At 55.6% G+C, this 20797-nt stretch carries 17 protein-coding genes; 2 read left to right on the top strand and 15 right to left on the bottom strand.

The window, feature by feature from the left end; all coding sequences use genetic code 11:
- Nucleotides 1-24: 24 nt before the first annotated feature.
- Nucleotides 25-435 carry a MerR family transcriptional regulator gene (locus M2108_RS00520; RefSeq protein ID WP_019910684.1) on the bottom strand — a complete coding sequence of 137 codons (411 nt, stop codon included), beginning with the start codon at nt 433-435 and terminating at the stop codon, nt 25-27.
- Between the two features lie 438 nt (nt 436-873).
- Between M2108_RS00520 and M2108_RS00515 the strand changes: the two genes are divergently transcribed.
- Entirely contained in the window at nt 874-1323 is a 450-nt protein-coding gene (locus M2108_RS00515) for an NUDIX domain-containing protein (protein WP_277469081.1), read from the top strand.
- Nucleotides 1324-1412: 89 nt separating this feature from the next.
- Here M2108_RS00515 and M2108_RS00510 read toward each other — a convergent pair whose 3' ends face one another.
- From M2108_RS00510 to mutS, 13 genes are all read right to left on the bottom strand, one after another.
- Nucleotides 1413-1670 (bottom strand): hypothetical protein, encoded by a 258-nt coding sequence (locus tag M2108_RS00510; RefSeq protein WP_277469080.1) that lies wholly within the window; start codon nt 1668-1670, stop codon nt 1413-1415.
- On the bottom strand, nt 1645-1944 hold the full coding sequence (locus M2108_RS00505) for a hypothetical protein (RefSeq protein ID WP_277469079.1): 300 nt from the start codon (nt 1942-1944) through the stop codon (nt 1645-1647). Before M2108_RS00505 ends, M2108_RS00510 begins: the two co-directional genes overlap by 26 nt.
- A 167-nt stretch (nt 1945-2111) precedes the next feature.
- The gene (locus M2108_RS00500) at nt 2112-3365 is read right to left on the bottom strand and encodes a methionine gamma-lyase family protein (protein WP_277469078.1); all 1254 of its coding nucleotides are present in this window, start codon (nt 3363-3365) and stop codon (nt 2112-2114) included.
- A gap of 150 nt (nt 3366-3515) precedes the next feature.
- Entirely contained in the window at nt 3516-4805 is a 1290-nt protein-coding gene (gene hflX, locus M2108_RS00495) for a GTPase HflX (RefSeq protein ID WP_277469077.1), read from the bottom strand.
- Between the two features lie 80 nt (nt 4806-4885).
- Nucleotides 4886-5845, bottom strand: coding sequence for an AAA family ATPase (locus M2108_RS00490; protein WP_277469076.1), 960 nt, complete (start codon nt 5843-5845; stop codon nt 4886-4888).
- A gap of 103 nt (nt 5846-5948) precedes the next feature.
- On the bottom strand, nt 5949-6605 hold the full coding sequence (locus M2108_RS00485; RefSeq protein WP_277469075.1) for a YdcF family protein: 657 nt from the start codon (nt 6603-6605) through the stop codon (nt 5949-5951).
- A gap of 2 nt (nt 6606-6607) precedes the next feature.
- On the bottom strand, nt 6608-7162 hold the full coding sequence (locus M2108_RS00480; protein ID WP_068724970.1) for a ribonuclease FAU-1 family protein: 555 nt from the start codon (nt 7160-7162) through the stop codon (nt 6608-6610).
- Nucleotides 7163-7461: 299 nt separating this feature from the next.
- On the bottom strand, nt 7462-10116 hold the full coding sequence (locus tag M2108_RS00475; RefSeq protein ID WP_277469074.1) for a transglycosylase domain-containing protein: 2655 nt from the start codon (nt 10114-10116) through the stop codon (nt 7462-7464).
- A gap of 138 nt (nt 10117-10254) precedes the next feature.
- Entirely contained in the window at nt 10255-10494 is a 240-nt protein-coding gene (hfq, locus tag M2108_RS00470) for an RNA chaperone Hfq (RefSeq protein WP_068724967.1), read from the bottom strand.
- Between the two features lie 394 nt (nt 10495-10888).
- Complete coding sequence (gene miaA, locus M2108_RS00465; RefSeq protein ID WP_277469073.1) at nt 10889-11839, bottom strand: tRNA (adenosine(37)-N6)-dimethylallyltransferase MiaA; 951 nt, start codon at nt 11837-11839, stop codon at nt 10889-10891.
- Complete coding sequence (locus M2108_RS00460) at nt 11829-12608, bottom strand: class I SAM-dependent methyltransferase (RefSeq protein ID WP_277469072.1); 780 nt, start codon at nt 12606-12608, stop codon at nt 11829-11831. The genes miaA and M2108_RS00460 overlap by 11 nt, the downstream gene beginning before the upstream one ends.
- A gap of 37 nt (nt 12609-12645) precedes the next feature.
- Nucleotides 12646-14730 (bottom strand): DNA mismatch repair endonuclease MutL, encoded by a 2085-nt coding sequence (mutL, locus tag M2108_RS00455; RefSeq protein ID WP_277469071.1) that lies wholly within the window; start codon nt 14728-14730, stop codon nt 12646-12648.
- A gap of 310 nt (nt 14731-15040) precedes the next feature.
- Nucleotides 15041-17869, bottom strand: coding sequence for a DNA mismatch repair protein MutS (gene mutS / locus M2108_RS00450; RefSeq protein WP_277469070.1), 2829 nt, complete (start codon nt 17867-17869; stop codon nt 15041-15043).
- A 205-nt stretch (nt 17870-18074) separates the two neighbouring features.
- On the opposite strand from mutS, the gene M2108_RS00445 reads away from it, so the two are divergent.
- Nucleotides 18075-18884 (top strand): GNAT family N-acetyltransferase, encoded by an 810-nt coding sequence (locus M2108_RS00445; protein WP_277469069.1) that lies wholly within the window; start codon nt 18075-18077, stop codon nt 18882-18884.
- A gap of 141 nt (nt 18885-19025) precedes the next feature.
- Here M2108_RS00445 and M2108_RS00440 read toward each other — a convergent pair whose 3' ends face one another.
- Nucleotides 19026-20534, bottom strand: coding sequence for a putative amidoligase domain-containing protein (locus M2108_RS00440; RefSeq protein WP_277469068.1), 1509 nt, complete (start codon nt 20532-20534; stop codon nt 19026-19028).
- Nucleotides 20535-20797 lie beyond the last annotated feature (263 nt).

Below are 20797 nucleotides of genomic sequence, written 5' to 3'. Positions count from 1 at the left end.
CTCCCTTTCAACACTCTAATTAGTTTATTTATTAAAAAACCGGGATAGCTCGCCTTGAATAAGAGATACTTGTCCCGGTCTTTTACCGGAAACCAGTTCCTGCTTAAGCAAACGGTGAAGCTGTGAATCAGACAACTCTCTACGTCTAACCTCTGTGTCAGGGGTAATAACCGTAGCTTCTTCGGATTCCTTCGAGACTGGATTCATCACCTGCTTAATGCCGGCAATGTTAACCCCCTTCTCAATCAGTGCCTTGATCTCCAATAGGCGCTCAACATCATTAAACGAGAACAAACGCTGGTTGCCGGAGGTACGCGCAGGTACGATCAGGCTGTGCTGCTCATAATAACGAATTTGTCTAGCAGATAAATCGGTTAGCTTCATTACGATTCCTATAGGAAATAATGCCATATTTCTGCGGATTTCATCACCCATGACTCATCCAACCTTCCAATGATCTTTTTCTCATCTCATTGTACATTTCTTAATTTGGCGTGTCAATGGTATGTAAGTTTTCTTTACAACATTAGTAGACTACTGCGAAACAGGAGGTTACCTGGATGTAAGCTACAAAAGAATGAAGTCTACCGCAGTATATCACATCGGACAATCCGGAAGCAAAAAGCGCTATCATATGGTTACCGCTATTTAAACCTGGATTCACCGGAATGAACAGGAATCCCCCGGAACAGCTTTTGCACACATTCATGCCCAATTCAGCCAAAGCATTCCAAAGCAGGTCCGGAGTCTATCCGGCACCTTCAGCGATATGTTTCCCCTTTTTCCGGCTAATATCCCAGTAAGTCAGCCTCACTTAAAGGATAACCCTGCATTAATGTAGAAATGATAGCCTTAATATACTAAAAGCTTGAGGTGAAGATCACGGACAACATACTGACTTTTGGCGTAAAGGACTGCCGGCTGGAATATCAGCGCAGAGAAAGCAGCTACGCGGTTATTGATGATCATGAGTGCATCGCGACAATCCTTACTGCTAAGGGAAGCTTTTTACCCGGCGGCGGGATCGAAAACGGCGAAACACCGGAACAAAGCTTACTCCGTGAGTTGTTAGAAGAAACGGGACATACAGCAGAGATCGATCACTACTTAGGGAGAGCACAGAGATATTTCATCAGCCCACAAAACATGCCGATTTTAAACCTTGGCTATTTCTTTACAGCGAGATTGATTGCGCAGGTAAACAGGCCCGTTGAAGACGATCATGAGTTACAGTGGGTGCATAGGAGCGAAACTGACTATTTATTTTTTCATGAGCATCATTCATGGGCGGTAAAAAGCGCTGTCAGTCAGCTATCCAAGTAGAAGGCAGCAGCTTGGATAGCTGACCGTTATCTTTTTAATCAACATTCCTGTGCATCACTCAAGGCAACTCTGCAATAACTTTCATTCGTTTACCTTCCTCCACAAAACCGTTCCTCCAGCTCAACATCCCCCTCTTCATCAACCTCTAAGGAGATATGAGCCGGATCAGAGGATACCTGCACTACGCCGACACCGTTTCTTGTAGGAAGTACTACCGCCCGTTCCCGGCGTTCCAGGAATTCTCTGCGGTAAGCCACCGGATCTTCAAAGGGCGACAGTACAAAATACTCGGCCAGCCTGCGGGATATGTATTCATGGTCCTCAGAGATAGCGTATCGGCTCCACAAATACTATGGGCGCATTATCCAAGTCCTTCACCGCTCCAAAATCGGTCAGAAAAGAAAAATGCAGGCCGTCCCATCCCGTTGAAGCCATCAGAATACTGTCGACCGGATCACAAGGGTAGGCAAAATCCGGCTCCCGTTCAGCCTCATCATACTGGAACTGAATCCCCATATAGTCATCTAGCGTGTTGCCCGTTTCTTGCCGGATCAATACATCAAACGCTTCAAGCTGCTTCAAAATCCCCGGAACCGCATATTTGGCTGTACGTCTTTGCATAATCCGAATCCCTCCTCTGCAATAATTTCCATTTTACTATAGAGCTTTTTTTCGTTCAGCGATAGCATCTGCAGGCAAAAAAATAACCCCGCTTAAATAAGCAGGGCAATATTATCAAATCTCACGCCGTTAAACGGGCTAACCGCCAAATTTCATACTCTTTTACTCTACAAAAGCTTCCGCTCCCGCATGCTCTGCAGCGCCATCAGGACGCCGAATTTCACGTGGGAGTAGGTCAGTCCGCCCTGCATGTAGCCGATGTACGGCGCGCGGATCGGGGCATCTGCAGACAGCTCCAGGCTTCCGCCCTGAATGAAGGTGCCGGCCGCCATAATGACCGGATGCTCGTAGCCCGGCATATCCCAAGGCTCAGGAACGACGTGGCTGTCAACAGCAGCTGCGCGCTGAATCCCCTGAACAAAGGCGATCAGGTGCTCGGCACTGTCAAAAGAGACCGCCTGGATCAGATCCGTACGCGGCTCATTCCAGGCCGGCTTGGTGGTGAAGCCGCAGCGCTGGAACACTGCAGCGGCAAAGATGCTGCCCTTCACGGCTTGTCCGACCGTATGCGGCGCCATGAACAGCCCCTGATAAAGGCCGCGGGTCGTTCCGAGCATCGCGCCCACTTCACCGCCGATGCCCGGTGCCGTAAGACGGTAGGCAGCCAGCTCCACGAGGTCGCTGCGGCCGCAGATGTAGCCGCCGGTCTCGGCAATGCCGCCGCCGGGGTTTTTGATCAGCGAGCCGGCCACAAGGTCCGCACCAACCTGGGGCGGCTCCAGCTTCTCGGTAAACTCGCCATAGCAGTTATCTACAAATACGATCAGCTCCGGCTTCAGTGCCTTGACTCTGGTCACCATCTCGCCGATTTCGGCAACGGTAAAGGAGGAGCGCCAGTCATAGCCGCGGGATCTTTGAATACCGATTACTTTCGTCCGCTCATTAATGGACAGCTCCACCTCGTCCCAGTCGATCTTCCCGTCTGCCGTGAGCGCAGTCTCCTTATAGCCAATCCCAAAGTCGGCCAGGGAGCCCGTCCCGTCTCCCGGCTTGCCTACTACTTTATGCAGGGTGTCATATGGACGGCCGGTGATATACAGCAGCTCGTCTCCGGGCCGCAGCACACCAAAGAGCGCAGTAGAGATGGTATGCGTTCCCGAAGCGAAATGCGGGCGCACCAGGGCGCTCTCCGCACCGAACACCTCGGCATACACCAGATCCAGCACCTCGCGGCCCCGGTCATTGTAGGCATATCCGGTAGACCCGGCAAAATGAAAATCACTGACCTGCTGGCGCTGGAACGCCTCAATGACCTTCCACTGATTGTGATCCACAATCCGGTCAAGCTCTTTTACCGCACTTTCAATTTCAAGCTCTGCGGCCTCTGCCGCCTGTAAAATATCCTCTGCAAAAACAGCCATTTCCCCTTATTCGCTCCTAACATTACATTTACTTAACTTAAGCAGTCACCACGCACAGCATAGCCCTGTCTCCGCTAACGTTAAAGACAGGGCTGCCGGGCAGGGAAGCCTATTCTTATGATACTTAACAGGCAGCTGTTTAACGATAGCTTAGTCCTGCTGCACCACAAACTCTGTCAGCTTATAGCCCCACTTTTCATAATCCTCTTTGTTCAGGCGGACGCTGTAGAGCACATCGTTTTCTTCATACTGGGTATCCTGCACCTCTCCCACCCGGTAGAGCAGCGAGGACAGATCCCCCCGGTCGCCGGGAATGCGGAACACCAGCGTATCTCCGGCCAGCTCATCGGCAATCAGCCCGGTGACACGGGCCAGATCGTCAGGATTAAAGGCGCTGATCTTCAGATATCCCCGTCCTGAAGGCAGCATCTCGAGCTGCTCCGGCTGGCAGAGATCGCTTTTGTTGAACAGGACCACCCGCGGCTTGCCGGCAGCGCCGAGCTCCTGAAGAATGGAATCGACAACCTCCATCTGCTCCTCGCGCATCGGAGAGGAGGCATCCACAACATGCAGCACCAGATTGGCTTCATTGACCTCCTCCAGAGTCGCCCGGAAGGAAGCCACCAGATCATGCGGCAGGTTCTGAATGAACCCGACCGTATCCGTCAGCACAACCTCTTTGCCCGCTGGCAGCTGCAGCACACGTGAAGTGGGGTCGAGTGTAGCGAACAGCTGGTTCTCAATATAGACGTCGGCATCGGTCAGCTGCTTCAGCAGCGTCGATTTGCCGGCATTTGTATAACCGACCAGCGCCACCTGCACTGCCCCGCTCTTGCGGCGGCGTTCGCGGTGCAGCTCGCGTGTCTTGACCACATCATCAAGCTGGCGCTTCAGCTCCGTGATCCGGCCGCGGATATGCCGGCGGTCGGTCTCCAGCTTGCTCTCGCCGGGACCTCTGGTACCGATGCCGCCGCCGAGCCTGGACAAATTTTTGCCGTGTCCGGACAGGCGGGGCAGCAGATAGGAGAGCTGTGCCAGCTCTACCTGTATGATGCCTTCTCTCGTCTTGGCCCGGCCGGCGAATATATCCAGGATCAGCTGGGTGCGGTCAATAATTTTCAGGTCAAGCGCTTCCTCCAGATTGCGCACCTGGGCTCCGGACAGCTCCTGGTCAAAGATTGCCGTGTTGGCGCCCAGCCCGTCTGCCGCCATCCGCAGCTCCTCCACCTTGCCTTTGCCGATGAACCACCTGGAGTCAGGAGTTTCCTTGTTCTGGCGGAGAACGTCCACCACCTCAACCCCGGCTGTCTCGGCCAGCTGAACCAGCTCCTGCAGGGACAGCTCGGGGTCGATGCCCGTGCGCTTGATTTTGTCTGTAACGAGACTGACGAGAACCGCCCGGTCCTGTACATCTGTCTGTGTATCATGGGTCAGTGACATGAATTGAATGCTCCTTCTTCTTATACCTGTTGAAATGTCTGTCTGTGTGTGTCCGCAACGCTTTGCAGCAGGTGCGTGGGCTAAAGCTTGAAATCTTCAGTCCGCAGCGTCATCAGCTCCTGCTTGCCGGGGCTGGTGCTCTCATACTGGTTCAGCAGCCGAACTGCCTGTGCCCGCACTGCCTTTTCAATAGAATTACGGACATAGCGGGCGTTGCTGAAGGCGTGAAGACTCTCGGTCTTCTCGATCAGCAGATGCTGCTTTAGCTTGAGTATGGCCTGCGGCATCAAAATATAATCGCGCTCCTTGGCCATCAGCTCGGCAATCTGCAGCAGCTGGTCGATCGTATAGTCGGGAAATTCGACCTGGATCGGAAATCTTGAAGGCAGGCCCGGATTGCTCATCAGAAAATAGTCAATCTCTTCCGAGTATCCGGCCAGGATGAGCACAAACTGGCTGCGCTGGTCCTCCATGCTTTTTACAAGCGTATCTATCGCTTCCTTGCCGAAATCTTTGTCCCCGCCGCGGGCGAGGCTGTAGGCTTCATCGATAAAAAGGATGCCGCCCAGCGCCTTCTTAACCAGATCACGCGTCTTCTGGGCGGTATGTCCAATATATTCGCCGACCAGGTCTGCACGCTCCACCTCAATCAGATGCCCTTTGCTGAGCACCCCCATCCGCTGAAACAGCTTGGCGACGATTCTGGCAACGGTGGTTTTCCCGGTTCCGGGATTCCCCTTGAATACCATATGGTAGGCCTGGCCGCCGCTGGCCAGCCCCGCCTCGCTGCGCATCTGGGCAACCTGCAGCAGGGCATAGATTTCGAATACAAGCTCCTTGATATTGTCCAGGCCCACAAGGGCATCAAGCTCCCGGCTTAATTCCTGGAATAACCCGCTGCGGCCTTGATTTTTGGCAGGCACAGGTTCGCCTGCAGCTATACCAGCCGCAGGCGGCTCCTGATTCCGCAGCACAATATTGATCTGCCGTGACGGCCGGCCATCATCCCGGCCACTTGCCGCTGCTACGCGTCCGTTCACCTTGTTCACCTCATTATCCAGGGCTGACTTGCTCTAACTCAAGTCTATTCCGGCTGACGGGGTGTTATTAGCAGATTCGGGAACTTTATAGCTTCCTTGTTGATTACATAAACAGCTGCTGCAGTTTCCACTTGCTGTAGGCAAGAATCTCCCGCGATTTATATTTGAGCATGGACATCGTCTTGGACTCCGTTACACCCAGCTGCGGGGAAATATAGCCAAACTCCTTCGCAGTCTCGAGTGCCCGCTGCCCGTGAAAGGTGTGGGTAATAATAACGGCGGTTGTCATTCCTTCACGCTGCATAATCTCCTGGCTGAACTTCAGATTCTCGTAGGTGCTGGTAGATTCATTCTCCATCAGGATAACCTGGTCCGGCACGCCATGCTCCACCAGATAGTTTCGCATCCCTTGGCCCTCTGTGTACCGGTAGTCGGGATGATCGAGCCCGCCCGAGACGATAAAGCGGCTGAACTTTCCTTCCTTATAAAGCTGCAGCCCGTAATCCAGACGTTCCCTGAGGCCGGGGCTGGGCTCGTCCCCCCACATGGACATCCCCAGAATAATACCGGCATCAGCCTTGATCATCGGGGATGTTGTAGCGGCACTGTTGATCTTGTTAAACGCAACCGCGCACCACAGCAAGCCTGCTGCTACTGCAACGGTACAAACAAGCAGCAGCCTGCGTCTGATGCGCGGGCGGCGTTTCCGCGATACCTTGCGGATAGGTGACGAGTCTTTTTGGTAAACATACCATTCCATTTCTATTTCCTCCTGAATTCTCCGTGATGAAACAATTCGGCACGATGCTTCAGAGAAAGAGCAAAATAAGGAAAGGAGTGTGCATCAATGCTGCGCAGAATACCCTTGGCTGTTGTCCAGGCCAGCTTATAGTCGCTGTCTGTAATATCATTACGTTCACGCGCTTCTTCAAGCTCATCCTCATCAAGCAAAAACACTTCCCCGTTCCACAGCACCACCACATCCAGATACAAATCATCAAACCAGGGGACTCCCTGATCCGTGACACCCTGGACCTTGCAGGTGTCTATGTACCATTGTATGATATTCTGCCGTTCGTCAAACATGGCCGTTACAATATAATGGCTGTCCTTGGGAAAATACTGCAGCCAGGAATATCCCTTGTCCGCGATACGGTATGTATGCCTGCCATAGCTTTTCCAGAGCGGTTCCTTCAGCCCGTAAATCGTATAAAGTGTAATATAACCGCTGAATTCCCGGGTCTCCACATAGCGGCAGGCAAAATGGCGGCGCGTAATCCGGCGCCAGTTGGCCCGGTCTCCGAATTTACGTTTCATATGAATAACCCTCTCGAATAATGGTGTATCCAGCTTAACACATTTGGCAGATACACTCAAAACAAGACTTACCAAGTAGAAAACGGCTACGCCGTCCTAATCAGGACAGTACCCGTTTCTGCGGGAAAGATAAGGATACTGGATAACATGAAACATACACCTGCTTATTCTTTCAAATAACGACAACGCCCTGTCCGTGCTAATCCGCATTCAAAAAAAGACAGGCAGACATCCGCTCATTAGAGGAAGCCTGCCTGCCCTGTATAGTCTCTTGAACCCTGTAATCTGCTAGAACAACCTTATTGTGTACTGCCGTCTCCTTCTGCCATTCCTGCCGCCGGATCAGTTACAGCCCCGGCTCCGCTATCCGGTCCGGCATTGCCGCTGCCCGGCACCGTTTCAGGCGGAGAGGTTGGCACCGGCGTGGCAGGAGGCGGTGTCGGCAGGGCTTCAGGCGTATTCACCGGCAAACCGCCGTTGCCTCCGCCATTGCCGTTTCCGTTACCGTTGTTACCTTGGCCGTTACCATTGCCATTGCCATTGCCGTTTCCGTTACCATTCCCGTTTCCGTTATTACCGCTGTTGTTGCCGTTCCCTTCGCCATTACCGTTCCCGTTGCCGTGATTGCCGCCTCCGGGATCGTCAGTCGGCAGATTCGGATCCGGTGTCGGTTCAGGCTCCATGGTCGGCATCTCATCCTGCACGGCTACAGTAACCGTGTCGGAAGGTTCGCTTTCCTGATCCAGTTCAGGATAATAGGCTGTCACATAGTATTCGTAGGTAAGGCCCGGCATGGCGCTGATATCGCCCACAGTCGGCGACACCGTGTTCAGAAGCGCCGTAAACTCGCTCTCCGAAGTCTCGCGCCGGTAAATCCGGTATTCCACGCCTTCAGCCTGCGCTGGTGCCCAGCTCAGATTGACGGTCATCGTGGACGGATCATAAGCAGCTGACAGCCCGCTTACTGGCTGCACAGTCTCAGGTGTAGCGGTTGGCTCTACTTCATTGGAACCTGACGGTGACGGGAAGGATTTGGCCGGAACACCATCCAGCGCCTCTTCCATCACCTTGCCCCAGAATGCCGCTGCCAGCGGACTGCTGTTCTTCAGCAGATGGGTCTTGCTCGGCTTGTCATAGCCCATCCAGACCGCCGCTGTCCATTCCGGCGTGTAGCCGACGAACCAGACGTCACGGTTGGAGCTGATTCCGGAGTATCCGCTCTGAGTGGTGCCTGTTTTACCGGCAACCGGACGGTTGATCTTCGCTTTTTTACCGGTCCCGTCCGTTACAACCTCCTGCATCATCTCGGTCATCTGATAGGCTGTCTGCTCGCTCATTACCCGCTCAGGCGTGGTATTGGCTCTATAGACCGTATCCCCGTCGCTGTTCTCAATCGACTTGATCGAGTAGGCCTCCCGCAGCTCCCCGCCGTTTGCAAAGGCACTGTAGGCCTGGGCCATCTCCAGCGTATTCGTGCCTTGCGACACGCCGCCGAGCGCCAGCGCCAGGTTTTTGTCGTCATCGCTAAGATTAATGCCGAGCTTCTTCGCGAACTGGAAGCCGGTATTCACACCGATTTCATTCAACAGCCAGACCGCCGGGATATTTTCCGACTTCGTGATGGCTGTGCTCATGCTGATGGTAGACGAGTAACCGTGCAGATTGTTTGGGCAATAGGTGCCGAAGCACTGCTTTTCGTTACTAAGCATGGAAGAGCTGGTGAACTTGCCCGATTCCAGAGCCGGTGCATAAGCAACAATCGGCTTAATCGACGAGCCCGGAGAACGGCGGCTGCCGTTCACGCGGCTGAAGCCCTTTTTCTCATAATTGCGCCCGCCCATCAGGGCAACAATACTGCCGTTTTCCTGATTGATGATTGTCATCGAGCCCTGAACCAGCTCATCGTCGACGCTTTTTTCAAAATTGTCGCTGTCGGCAAAAGCATCCTCCACCGTCTCCTGGGCATGCTTATCCATGGTGGTGTAGATTTTGTAGCCCCCGATGTTCAGATCGTCTTCGGTCAGCCCGAATCTCTCTTCTGCTTCATCAATCGCGAAATCAATAAAAGCCTGATAACGCTGCTTGCTCTCCGGCGGCTTGTAGCTGTATTCCACCGCTTTGGCTTGATCCATCTCTTCCTTGGTGATGTAGCCCTGCTCATACATGAGCTGAAGCACTACGCCGCGCCGTTCTTTGGAGAGCTCGGGGTTACGGAGCGGATTGTAACGGGAAGGCCCTTTCGGCATTGCAGCCAGTGTAGCCATTTCCCACAGATCCAGGTCCTGCAGGTTGCTCTTGCCGAAATAACGGATGGAAGCCGCCTTGATTCCATAGATCGTGCCCCCGAACGGGATCCGGTTAAGGTACATCGTAATAATTTCATCTTTCGTTCTGGAGTTCTCCAGTGCAACCGCAATGGATACCTCTGTCGCTTTGCGGAAGAACGTTTTGTCCCGGGTCAAAAAGATATTTTTGGCCAGCTGCTGGGTAATGGTACTGCCGCCTTCCACCATACTGCGTGCTGCGATATCCTTCACCGCTGCCCGGCCGATCGACCAGAAGTCGACGCCCGAGTGTTCCCTGAAGCGTTTATCCTCAGTGGCAATGAAGGCGTTGATCAGCTGCTCGGGAATATCCTCATACTCCACCGGATCGCTTTTTTCCAGTGACAGCTCGCCGATCAGGTTCGCATTGCGGTCAAAAATCTGTGTCGGCGGATTGACCGTCAGCTTATCCTGGTTCTCATTAAGCAGCTTCTGCCCGTTCAGCATAATGAACAGATAACCGCCTAGCGCACAAAAAATGGCCAGGGCCATCGCAAAAAATAAACTCCATAGTACGCGCTTTTTGGTTAAAAACTTTTTCTTTTTCTTCGGCTTGGGCTTACCTGTGGATTTCGCAGAGCCCGTCTGTCTGTGTCTGTTATTTGTCCTTGATATTTCGTCTCTGGACATGCTGCCTCCTGACTCCCTTGCGGAAATATCCTGAAATTTGTAGGCACGAATGAAAAGAACAACCTTCGCAGGTTGCTCTCGCGCACTCTATTCAAACGGTTTATAAACAAAAAAGTTTCGCTTTAAGGCAGTAAAATGTTACTCGTCGCTTCCGCTGTCCTGCATCAGTGAGACACTGCGCTGCGGCGTGAAGGTCGAGATCGCATGCTTGTACACCATCTGCTGGCGCCCGTCACTGTCGATCACAATCGTGAAATTATCGAATGCCTTGATGATTCCCCGGATCTGAAAGCCGTTGGTCAAATATACTGTGGCAGGGATATTCTCTTTACGCAGCTGGTTCAAGAACGTATCTTGGATGTTAATGGACTTGTTCATATGACGTACCCCCAATGGTTCAATTAGATTGTTCGTAAGTATATTCAACACCTGAGAGAAACTTTCCTGCTATTATACCACGCAATCTGCAGTTACAGCAATTCGCTGAATTGGAGTGAAGTTAAGGTATATAACATGAACGTTGACGGAGCCGGGGCAGCTTCCGGTAGCATGCAGCGTCCGTTCTCTCTAGAATACATGTTAAATCTTCCGCCCCCTTCCCGTCAATTCCTTACACTCCGGTTAGTGCTGAAGGCCCCCTCATTTTTCTACCGCAAATCAGCTGGGATTGAATCAGGCCCGCCAAAATAAACAGCCCCGGAGCATGTATGAAACATACTCCCCGGGACTGTTCACGGTGCATAAAGGGATTGAAGCAAACGCCGTGTCCATCTTATCTATCAAGCTTGCGGGAGATAATCTCACGTATCTTAGCAAGATTGGCGGGATAGTTCTGCTCGTTAAAATCTTCAATCCATTCGATTTCCTTCATGTGGCGGAACCAGGACAGCTGGCGCTTGGCAAACCGACGGGTGTCGCGCTTCAGCAGGGTTACTGCTTCTTCATAGGTCAGTTCCCCCTTCAGATAAGCGGCGATCTCCTTGTAGCCGAGCCCCTGCATGGCTACCATGCTGCGGTGATAGCCCTTATCCAGCAGCCCCTGCACCTCGGCAATCAGCCCCTGCTCCAGCATCTGGTCGATCCGGTCCTCAATTCGCCTATAGAGGATCTTCCGGTCCATGGTCAGGCCGATCAGACACAGCTCATAGGGGGATTCCCGGGTCTGCTCCGCTTTGTTGGCGGACAGGGTGGTACCCATCTGATGATGGATTTCCAGCGCCCGGATAATCCGGCGGCGGTCGTTCGGATGGAGCCGCTCCGCACTGGCCGGGTCCACGGCGGCAAGCCGGGCATGCAGCGCCTCAGCCCCGTGCGTTTCCGCGTAGGCATCCTGTTCGGCGCGGAACGCTTCGTCCGCCACCGCCTCGGAGAAGCGGAAGCCGTAGCACAGCGACTCAATGTACAGGCCTGTACCGCCGACAATAAACGGCAGTCTGCCCCGGCCGCTGATCTCTGCAATCAGCCGCTTGCCCTGCTCCTGGAATTCAGCAACCGAGTACGCCTCCTCCGGATCATGAATATCAATCAGATGATGGGGGATTCCGTTCATTTCGGCCGTGCTGATCTTGGCTGTGCCGATATCCATGCCGCGGTACACCTGCATGGAGTCGCCGGAGATGATCTCGGCATTGTAGGCCTCAGCCAGCTCCAGACTCAGCCGTGTTTTGCCGACGGCTGTCGGGCCCAGCAGCACGAGCACCTTATGTTTCGTCTCAGTTGTCAATGTGGATCACCCCGTACGATATTTTGGCGCTCCCGCGCAGCAGCTCCGTGAAGCCGAGCCGGTTAAATTCGCCGCTCAGCGCCTTTTCCTTGAGCAGGACAGTTTTGCGGGCAACGCGGCGCGCTTCAGCGACCGTCTCCTCTGAGAGCGCTGCGGTGTTGGCGAACTGGCGCAGCGGCGAGATGGCTGACGAATCCATCAGCGGCACCCGGAACATCGGGTCAAAATAAACGATGTCCACGCTCTTGTCCGGCAGCCCGCGCAGATATTCCAGATGCTCGCTGTGAACCACCCAGATGCGGCGCAGCGCTTCATTCACCTTCGCCTGCCCTGAAGTATAGTGCTTCATGCCTTCGGAGAGCAGCGCATACAGCGGCAGCGAGCTCTCCAGCGCTGTAACCGCGGAGCTCTCTCCGCCCAGCACGGCAAACAGAAGGGAATCGCTGCCCAGCCCGGCCGTACAGTCCAGTACGCTGTCGCCCGGTTCCATCCGGGCCGCTTCCAGCATGGCATCCGGTTCGCCCTTGAGAATCCGCTTGGCCCGGACAAAGCCCATGCTCGGATGGAATTCCATCGGCGGCGTGCCCGGCGTAATCAGCCGGACAGCCTCCTGAAGGATGACCAGGATATCTTCGTCCCCGTAGCGCTCAACCAGCCGTCTCACAGACTGCTTCCCGCGGGGTATAAATTTCGTTCCGGTATGCTCCGCCAGCGCCCTGGCCCGCTGAACAATTTCCGGTATCGGGTCAAAGCCCGTCGTTATAATCATGTTGCCTCCATTTCCGGTACTCGCTTCTATCGTTAGGTTACATTACCCGCTTGAACAGCTTCTCCAGATCATAAGCGGAGAAGGATACGACAATCGGCCGGCCGTGCGGGCAGGTATAAGGCTGCTTGCAGGCCGCCAGCCGTGACAGCAGCGCATCCACCTCCGGCTCCGTCAGCTTCTGGTTGGCCTTGATCGAGGCCTTGCAGGAGCAGAGGATCGAGGATTTCTCGCGCAGCTTGGCCAGGTCAATGGACCGCTCGCTGAGCACCCACTCAGCCATTTCCTCCACCAGTGCCTTCTCCTCCCCTTCCGGGAACCAGTAAGGCAGGGAGCGGACCAGAAACGTCTGTCCCCCGAAATGCTCCAGATATACACCGGCCTTCTCGAACCAGTGCAGCCGCTCGCTGAGCTGGCGGCTCTCTGACGGCGTGAATTCCAGTGTAATCGGCAGGAGCAGCTCCTGCGAGGCATCCTCCGGACGCCCGAACTTCTCATAATAATATTCGTAGTTAATCCGCTCATGCGCAGCGTGCTGGTCGATCAGATAGAGCCCGCTGTCGTTCTGGGCAATAATATAAGTGCCGTGATGCTGACCGATGTAATTCAGCTCGGGAAACTGCGGGAGACCCGGATCGGCATTCCCGCTCGGGGCATACAGCTCCCCGGCACCAGGCAGGCTGCCGCGTGCCGGTGCCGGCGGCTGGCGGTAGCTGCCGCCTCCGTCACTCCGGGTCCGCTCCGGTGCCTGCGGGAAGCTGCCGCTGTAAACAGCGGCACTCTCCCTGGCCTGCGGCTGGTAAGCCGGAGGCTGAAGCTGGCCGGGCCGCGCAGCCAGCGGATCAGCGCTGCCGCCGGCAACAGGCGGACGGCCCTCTGCGCCGCCGGACGGCCCGTCCGTTAGGGCCAGGCCGCCGCTGACGGGCGGCGCGCCGCCTTCGCTGCCCGGGGCGGCTGGCGGAGCGTAGCTCCCGCCAGACAGGCCGGGCGGCGGCGCAGCCGCCGATAGCTGGGCGGCTGCAGCGGATTCCACCTGCGCAGCAGGTGCAGCTCCCTTGGAGAAGGCGAACTGCTCCTGGATAAAGGAGCTGCTGCCCTGCCCGCCGACCGTTTCCCTTCCGGGCCGGGGAATCAGGCTCTGGCCGAGCAGCACCTTGCGCAGCTCCTGCTCTACAAAGGCGTACAGCTCCGTCTCTTTGCTGAAGCGCACCTCCAGCTTCGCCGGATGCACGTTGACATCGACAAGCGAAGGATGCATATCCAGCTTGAGCACCAGCAGCGGATAGCGGTTAATCGGCAGCAGCGTGTGATACGCGCGCAGGATTGCCGCATTCAGCCCGTTGCTGCGGATATAACGTCCGCCGACGATGGTTGTTACCGCGTTCCGGTTGGAGCGGGTCCATTCAGGACGGCTGATGTATCCGGTGATCTTATAATCGGGATCTTCCGCGCTGACCGGCAGCATCGCCTTGGCCGCAGATGTGCCGTAGACGGCTGCGATGACCTGAAGCAGATCACCGTTGCCGAGTGTATGCAGCAGCTGGTTGCCGTTATGGTGGAGCGTAAAGGAAATATCAGGATGCGCCAGCGCCATCCGGTACATAGCATCCGATATATGCCCAAGCTCGGTCTGAATACTCTTCATATACTTCAGCCTTGCCGGAGTATTATAAAACAATTCACGCACAGCCATATCACTGCCTTTGCCGGCCGGCTGATCTTCATTTGCAATCAGCCGCCCGCCTTCAATCGCGAGCTGCCGGCCCTTGCCGTCATCGCCGCTGGCTGTAAGCAGTGTAACCTTTGACACTGCCGCGATACTGGGCAGTGCCTCGCCCCGGAAGCCGAGGCTCGTAATCTGGAATAGGTCGCGGCCGCTGGCAATCTTGCTGGTCGCATGGCGGTAGAACGCCGTCTCGCAATCCTCAGCTTCAATGCCCGAGCCGTTGTCCTTGACGCGGATGCTCTGCAGGCCGCCCTCTTCCACGGTGACCTCTATGCGGGTGCTGCCGGCATCAATGGCGTTCTCCACCAGCTCCTTTACGACGGAAGCCGGCCGCTCCACTACTTCCCCGGCAGCTATCTGGTTGGCAATATGCTCGTCCAGCACGTGAATTTTGGCCATGGTTCTTCACCTCGCGGTAATATATTAATTTAGTTGGATTTATGCTATCTAATTCTATTACTTCCCCACAATTATCTGCATTAAGTGGAAAATAAACATCTAATTTAGCCATTAACCCCGTTCAGACGTTAAAACCGTAGAATTAGGTGACGTTTTTCCACTAAGCTTCGCTTAATCGGTGGTTGAGCCGGAAATAAGTGACGAAATTCCACTTACCTTTGGTTTGCCCTGCGCTGCAGGACTGTTTTCTGGTATAGAGAATCAGCATAGTCGGGGCGAAACGGTCCCGTTGGTAGTCTATATAATAATATTATAGTCCCTTTGCCTTCTGTTTCAGCTCGTTCAGCAGGCTCATCGCCTGCAGCGGGGTCATATTCATCAGGTCCGCGTCCTGGACGGCGGCAACCAGCTCCTTCAGGACAGGATTCTCCTTCGCTGCCGATGCTGCTGCCGGTGCAGCCGCCGGCTCAGCACCGCCCTTGCGGCCTTTACGCGGCTCTTCTTCCCCAAAAATCGATAGCTGAACCACTTCCTGGTCAGCACTGTCCTCAAAGGAAGCCAGCGAAACCGCCGATTCGGCATATGCAGTCCCGCCGGACAGGACGGAGGACGCCGCGTGTGAAGGGCCTGAAGGCTGCTGCTGATGCACAGCCTGTCCGCCGTGCGGCCGGCCGGCTGGCTCCCGGCTCTCTCTGAGCTCACTGCCGGAGCCGCCCGTTCCGTAATTCAGCGCAGCACTTCCCGGAGGCGCGGCCTGCTCTATGCTCTGAAGCAATCCATAGGCACGGTCGATGATCCCCTCCGGCAGGCCGGCAAGCCGGGCGCAATAAATACCGTAGCTGCTGTCAGCGGCTCCCGGTACCAGCTTGCGCAGGAAATTGACTTTGTCGCCGCTCTCCTGGACAGCCATAGAATAGTTGCGCAGTCCTTTCAAGCTCTGCTCCAGGTGGGACAGCTCATGAAAATGTGTCGAGACCAGCGCCTTGCAGGCAATCGTATCATGCACATACTCAATAACCGCCTGGGCGATGGCCATCCCTTCGCTGGTCGAGGTTCCCCGGCCCAGCTCGTCGATGATAATCAGACTGCGGGCAGTGGCTTTTTCGGTCATGACCTGAATATCGGCCATTTCCACCATAAAGGTGCTTTGGCCTCCGATCAGGTCATCCGCCGCACCGATCCGCGTGAAGATCCGGTCAATCAGCGGCACTTCTGCGCTCGATGCCGGAACAAAGCAGCCAATCTGCGCCAGGATGCAGATCAGGGCCACCTGGCGCATATAAGTGCTCTTACCGGCCATGTTCGGTCCGGTAATCAGCAAAATATTCCCGTCATCCCTGGTAAGCGTACTGCCGTTAGCCATGAAGGCAGCATCCTTCAGCACCGCCTCCACGACAGGATGGCGTCCGCCTTCGAGCCGCAGGTCATAGCCGTCGGAGAGCTTAGGCTTGACGAACCGGTGCTCGGCACTTACAGCAGCCAGGCACTGGTACACATCAATCTCCGCCACCTTCTCGGCGAGAGCCTGCAGGCGGGGAATCTGGGCCGCGATCCGGTCACGCAGCTCGGTAAAGAGGCTGTATTCGATATCCGTCATTTTGTCCTGGGCTTCCAGAATCAGCGCTTCCTTCTCCTTCAGCTCCGGAGTCACATAGCGCTCGGCATTTGCCAGCGTCTGCTTGCGCTCATAGCGGCCTTCCGGCAGGGAGGACAGGTTGGAACGGGTTATTTCTATATAATAGCCGAACACTTTATTGAAACCGATCTTCAGTGACTTGATGCCTGTAGCGGCACGTTCCTTCGCCTCAAGCTCGGCAATCCACTGCTTGCCGTTTGTGCTGGCTACCCGCAGCTCATCCAGACGCTCATGGTAGCCTGTCCGGATAATCCCGCCGTCCCGCACAGAGACCGGCGGATCTTCCACGATGGCCTGGTCAATATCCTCGCACAGCTCGGCACACACATCCATGGAACCGGCAATTTCCCGCAGTGTCGCGGAGCCGGACGCCAGGCACATCTCCTTCAGCGCGGGTATCTGCTGCAGGGACAGCTTCAGGGCGTTCATGTCACGGCCGTTGGCGCTGCCAAAGGCGATCCGTCCGACCAGCCGCTCCAGATCATAAATTTCTTTCAGCGCACCGCGCAGGTCCTCGCGCACGATGAACTGGTTGTACAGGTAATCGACAGCCTCAAGCCGCCGCTCAATCGGAGCGCGCTGCAGCAGCGGCTTGTCGATTCTGCGGCGCAGCAGCCGGCCGCCCATCGAGGTTTCGGTGCTGTCGAGCAGCCAGAGCAGCGAACCCTTCTTCGAACGTTCGCGGACCGTCTCGGTCAGCTCCAGATTGCGGCGGGTGAACGGGTCAAGAATCATATAGTTGCCCGGCTCATACGGGGAAATCTGGCTCAGCTGGCCGAGTGAACGGCGCTGCGTTTCGCTTAAATAAGATATCAGAAGCGCCAGGCAGCTGCCCCGCTCCTTCTCCAGCCGGACCCAGGCCGCTTCGCCGAACTGGCGGCGGGCCATTTCTTCTTCTCTTTTATCCCAGGGGGTGTACACAACCGGCTTGGCCAGCAGCGAGGCCTCACTGCGCAGTTGTTCCAGCAGCGCCGCATCCCCGATAATTTCCGCCGGCTCATAAATGCCGATTTCATCGCGCAGCCACTCTGCATTAGACAGGACAGAGGTGACATACAATTCACCTGTCGTAAGATCACAGGCCGAAAGTGCCATCATCCCGTCATTTTCTGTAACGCAGACGAGATAATTATTGCTTTTGTCCGTAATAATCTTGCCGTCCATTACGGTTCCCGGGGTAACCACACGGACGATATCGCGCCGCACCATGCCTTTGGTCACGGCCGGGTCATCGAGCTGCTCGCAGATCGCGACCTTGTAGCCTTTTTCAATCAGTCGCTGTATGTAACCTTCGGCCGCATGATAAGGCACTCCGCACATCGGAATCTTCTCATCGCCTCCGCCCTGACGGCCGGTTAATGCTATCTCAAGCTCCTTCGAGGCGAGGATCGCATCGTCAAAGAACATTTCATAGAAATCACCCAGCCGGAAAAAAAGGAAAGCATCCTTCGCCCCTTCCTTTACCTTCAGATACTGCTCCATCATCGGCGTATATTTAGCCATTGTTAACCTCCATGCCATTTCTCTAGTACTCTCTATTATAGCAGAAACTCGCAGAGCAAAGTTATTCCCCTTGCGTGCAGGAAGAAACAGGCGTTCTCTCCAAATGCGTACAACTCCCTCTGATATAAAAATATGGCTGCAACATCTCCCTTGTATAATGTAAGATTAGGAACAAACGTCAATTATACTTACTAGGAGGACTATTATGATACGCAGACTGTACGAGGCTGACCGGGAACGGCTGATGGAACTGACAGGCCGCAACCCGTCTATTAATCTGTTTATTATCGGGGATGTGGAAAACTTCGGATTCGAGCAGGAATTCATGGAGCTGTGGGGGGAATCTGATACGCCGGACGGGCCTCTGAAGGCAGTAATGCTGCGGTTTTTCAGCAGTTATCTTACTTATGCGGAAGGAGATTTTGATACAGAGGGTTTTGCGGAACTGATCCGTAAAGACACCGGGGCTGAAATGATATCAGGGGATGCCGGGGTTGTGCAGGCTTTCAGAGGAAAGATTGCTGCCCGTGAGGAAAAGCAGATGCTGTTCGCTGAGCTGAAGGACATGAACGGACAGCTCCGCTTCGCAGCGGCTGGCCCGCATGTCATCCGCAAAGCGACGGCCCATGATGTCGAGGCCATCTGTACGCTCACCGATCAGATCAAGGAATTCGCCGCCAGCACCGAAGATTCGCGCAAAAGCCTGCGCAAAGCGCTGGAAAGCAAGACCGGACGCACTTTTTTCGCCGAGCAGGACAGCAAAGTCATCGCCTCAGCCTCGACCACTGCCGAAAATTCGCTGTCGGCCATGATTGTCGGTGTCGCCACCCATCCGCAGCATAGAGGCCAAGGGCTGGCTACCCGCATTACAGCTGAGCTGTGCGCCGATCTGCTGGCCGAGGGGAAATCCCTGTGCCTGTTCTATAACAATCCGCAAGCCGGCCAGATTTACAAAAAGCTGGGCTTCATGGACATCGGCACCTGGGCAATGATGTATCTGGAAAAGCAGCGTTAACTGCGGTTCCCTGTGCCTCGGACCGGCATCCGCAGAACGTTTGCCGGCTGGTGCCGGCCGGGGCACTCCGGTATCAGAGTGCCTCCGGGAACAGGTAAGGAGCAGATAGCTGTGGCTTTTGATACAAGGCCACCGCCAGGCTCAGCCTGACTTTATTCCGGCTCCTGCCTTGCTCTGCCACAGGCTGCGGATGTCACGCGACTCATCCCAGGTCCGCTCCTGGGCTATATAGCCCAGGAGCGGTTCGATGTAAGCGGCTGCCTGCGCATAGCCAGGCAGTCCCCGCAGCTGCGCCTGCAGCGGGATGAAGGCTGCGCGCAGCGGGGTTTTGTCGCCGCTGTAATAGGCGGCATGCAGGTCCTCCCGGTCGAGCGGGCGCAGCGTAAGGTCTTCGTAGCGGCTCACGATCAGATGAGCCAGGAAGACCGCGCCTTTGGCGATGACCGGGGAGACGAGGAAGCTCGGCAGGGTCCGGTATTCAAAGCCGCCATGCGGCTGAATCCGGAAATCGCCGAGCACGCCGTAACGCGGACGCCGCGCGGCAGCCCTGGCGTCCTCCAGCAGCATCAGCGGCAGCGCGAGGTAGTTGTCGAGCGCGCGCAGCAGCGGCGCCGTGAGCGTTACGCCGCTGAAGTGCAGGTGGCCGCCGAGGGCCCAGCCTGGCAGCGGCATGCCTCCCGCCCGCAAGCTTAGCGTGCGGTCGGTGATGAGCCGGTCCGCCGCGCGCACGGCGGACATCAGCTGCGCCAGCAGCGCGCGCGGTTCCCCGCGCGGCTGGGGGCGCAGCTCGGCTACCGGGAACGCGCCCTGCGTTCCCGGGGGCCCGGCGTCGCAGCCCGCGACGCCGTCCAGGGGCAGGTACCGCGACGCGGGCACGACGCGGCCGGTGGATACCCGGAGCAGAAGGAACTCCGGGTCCATGCCCATCAGCAGCCCGGGACGGCCGGGCTGCTCAAGGGCAAGGGCGGCGTCCAGTGCCTGTGACGCCGCCTGATAAACGCCGCTGTCTGCAATAGAGAGAGGTATGATGGCCTGGGCGGCGAACTGTTTGCCGCCCAGAGCCGTCAGCCTTACCTCACCGCTATCCAGCCCAAGGCCATACAATGCCCGGACCGCCGTTTCACACAGCTGGCCTGCTGAACTTCGGCGGCTATGCTGCCCGGCGTTGTATGGACTCTGCACAGTTGCCTGCACCTCCGCGCTGCTGCCCTCCGCCAAATGCCCCTCTCTTCCGGTATCCCTTCTGCCAATCCCCGCCCGGCTGCCCGGCTGATCTTCTTCCACTATGCGGCCTGCATCATTTCCGCCGACCCTGCCCCCGGTATGCCTCTGTTCTCCCGCAATGATTGACGCTAAACTGCCGAACCGGTGCGCATTAGCCTTCTGCCGCATAGCCTGTCCGGTTCCCAGCGCCAGGATGTCCACTACCTGCAGATTGAAGATGCGGACAATATATTGCTGTCTGTGGACCCTTCTTATTTCTTTTGAGTAATACCTATGTATGGCGTTTACTTCTGCAGGGGAAATTCCTCGCTGCTCCAGCTGCGCCAGGCCGGAAGGAGTCATAGCAGCCTTCAGCCCGCAGCGCTGCAACCGGGCTTCCCGCTGCTGCAGAGTTAACCGGTTAAACACGTTAAGCCCTTCATTCATGACCTGCCCCTCCCAACAGTTTCTGCACCCGTTCTGCATTTGGTTTACAGCTGCACATTCGAAATGGAAAATCGTCAACTAATTCTCAGATCTACTATGGATAAGAGGATACTAATTGGAAAAATAGCACTTAATTTCTCTGTTTTGGCGTTCAAAGGGCTTTTCTGACAAAATGAAGTAGCGATTGTACAACTATTCGTTTGAAATTGAGAAATAGAGTGGAATTAAGTGTGGAAAACCCACCTAATTCTTAAGAATCTGAT

This window comes from Paenibacillus sp. PastM-3 (assembly GCF_029893965.1).
Taxonomy (GTDB): domain Bacteria; phylum Bacillota; class Bacilli; order Paenibacillales; family Paenibacillaceae; genus Paenibacillus_AQ.
This window is presented reverse-complemented; position numbering and strand designations above follow the sequence as displayed.

Bases quoted from the DNA above. Each gene is read 5' to 3' on its own strand.
- M2108_RS00520 (WP_019910684.1), bottom strand. From the start codon at position 435: ATGGGTGATGAAATCCGCAGAAATATGGCATTATTTCCTATAGGAATC.
- hflX (WP_277469077.1), bottom strand. From the start codon at position 4,805: ATGTCACTGACCCATGATACACAGACAGATGTACAGGACCGGGCGGTT.
- M2108_RS00500 (WP_277469078.1), bottom strand. From the start codon at position 3,365: ATGGCTGTTTTTGCAGAGGATATTTTACAGGCGGCAGAGGCCGCAGAG.
- mutL (WP_277469071.1), bottom strand. From the start codon at position 14,730: ATGGCCAAAATTCACGTGCTGGACGAGCATATTGCCAACCAGATAGCT.
- M2108_RS00505 (WP_277469079.1), bottom strand. From the start codon at position 1,944: ATGCAAAGACGTACAGCCAAATATGCGGTTCCGGGGATTTTGAAGCAG.
- M2108_RS00485 (WP_277469075.1), bottom strand. From the start codon at position 6,605: ATGGAATGGTATGTTTACCAAAAAGACTCGTCACCTATCCGCAAGGTA.
- mutS (WP_277469070.1), bottom strand. From the start codon at position 17,869: ATGGCTAAATATACGCCGATGATGGAGCAGTATCTGAAGGTAAAGGAA.
- M2108_RS00440 (WP_277469068.1), bottom strand. From the start codon at position 20,534: ATGAATGAAGGGCTTAACGTGTTTAACCGGTTAACTCTGCAGCAGCGG.
- hfq (WP_068724967.1), bottom strand. From the start codon at position 10,494: ATGAACAAGTCCATTAACATCCAAGATACGTTCTTGAACCAGCTGCGT.
- M2108_RS00460 (WP_277469072.1), bottom strand. From the start codon at position 12,608: ATGATTATAACGACGGGCTTTGACCCGATACCGGAAATTGTTCAGCGG.
- M2108_RS00475 (WP_277469074.1), bottom strand. From the start codon at position 10,116: ATGTCCAGAGACGAAATATCAAGGACAAATAACAGACACAGACAGACG.
- M2108_RS00445 (WP_277469069.1), top strand. From the start codon at position 18,075: ATGATACGCAGACTGTACGAGGCTGACCGGGAACGGCTGATGGAACTG.
- M2108_RS00480 (WP_068724970.1), bottom strand. From the start codon at position 7,162: ATGAAACGTAAATTCGGAGACCGGGCCAACTGGCGCCGGATTACGCGC.